Consider the following 1,362-nt stretch of genomic DNA (forward strand, 5'->3'; position numbering starts at 1 on the left):
CAACTCCCTGTCTGCCAGCCTGGACGCCAGGCGTTTCAGGCGAGCCTCCGTTTCCTTGACGCGCGCCGCCTGTGCGCGGCCGACTCCCGCGTCCCCGCCGCGCCCAAGTCGGCGCTCCACGCCTCCCAGGTCGGCACCCGGCGCGCGCACATCCTCCGACAACAAGGCCACAAAGTGAGCCGCCTTCGACGCCCCCAGGAGAGCGCTCGCAGTCAGAAGGGCCCTGCCCAGGGGCGGGTCCAACGGCAGCGACGCCAACGTGCGGCCCAGAGCGGTCGCGGCCCCGGCCTCGTCGATGGCACCCAAGGAGGACAAACGCTCTCCGGCGGCCTGCCACGTGCCCGCGGGTGGAGCGTCGAGCAAGGCGAGGTCCTCCACCGGCGTGCCCCACGCGGCCACCTGCAAGCGCGCGTCCGTCAGGTCCTGCGTGGCGATGCCCGGAGCGGACTGGGCGGGCCTGCGCGCCATGTCCACCGGGTCCATGACGCGAACGGCGATGCCCGGCCCAGTGCGCGCGGCGCGGCCCGCACGCTGCTCCAAGCGAGCGAGCGAGGCGGGAACCGTCACCAGCGAAGACAACGAGCGTCCCGCGTCGAAGCGCGGCTCGCGAGCCAGGCCAGCATCGACCACGACTGACACCCCCGGAACCGTCAGCGACGACTCAGCAATCGAGGTGGAGAGGATGACGCGGCGCTGATCGGTGGGGGAGAGCGCGCGGTCCTGCTCGGCGGCGCTGAGCTGGCCGTGCAGCGTCAGAACCTCGACGCCGGGGACGCTCAGCGCGCCGCGCACGGCCTCGATCTCCCCGACGCCCGGCAGGAACACTAGGACCGACCCCTCGGTGGCAGCGACCGTGTCCTCGACCGTGCGCGCCACGTGCGCCAGGTACTCGCGGCGCACACCCACGCGCTCATTCCCGATCGCACCCACGGCCTCGACGCCGCGCGGTGGGGGAGCGTAACGCAGCTCCAGCGGAAAAATATCGCCCGGAATATCCACGAGCGCGGGTTCCGCACCCGTCGCCTCGCGCAGCCACGAGACCGTGCGCGAAGCCTCCAGCGTCGCCGAGGTCAGAGCGATAAACAGGTCCTCGCGCAGCGCCGAACGCGCATCCAAGGCGAAAGCCAGCGCCAGGTCCGTGTCCAGGTCGCGCTCGTGGAACTCGTCGATGACGAGTCCCGCGACGCCCGGCAGCTCCGGGTCACGCTGCAGGCGGCGCAACGCCACGCCCGGCGTCACCATCTCCACGCGCGTGCGCTCGCTGACCCTCGAATCCCCGCGCACCGAATAGCCGACCTGCCCGCCGACCTCCTCGCCGAGCAAACGGGCGATCCGGCGGGCTGCGGCGCGCGCGGCCACCCT

1 protein-coding gene is annotated in these 1,362 nt (G+C 72.5%); it reads right to left on the bottom strand.

Annotated elements, in window-relative coordinates:
- Positions 1-1,362: helicase-related protein (locus HMPREF1136_RS10005; protein WP_034505807.1), on the bottom strand; the 1,362-nt coding region annotated here is incomplete at both ends.

Origin of the sequence: Actinomyces sp. ICM47 (assembly GCF_000278725.1) — a bacterium.
Taxonomy (GTDB): Bacteria; Actinomycetota; Actinomycetes; order Actinomycetales; family Actinomycetaceae; genus Pauljensenia.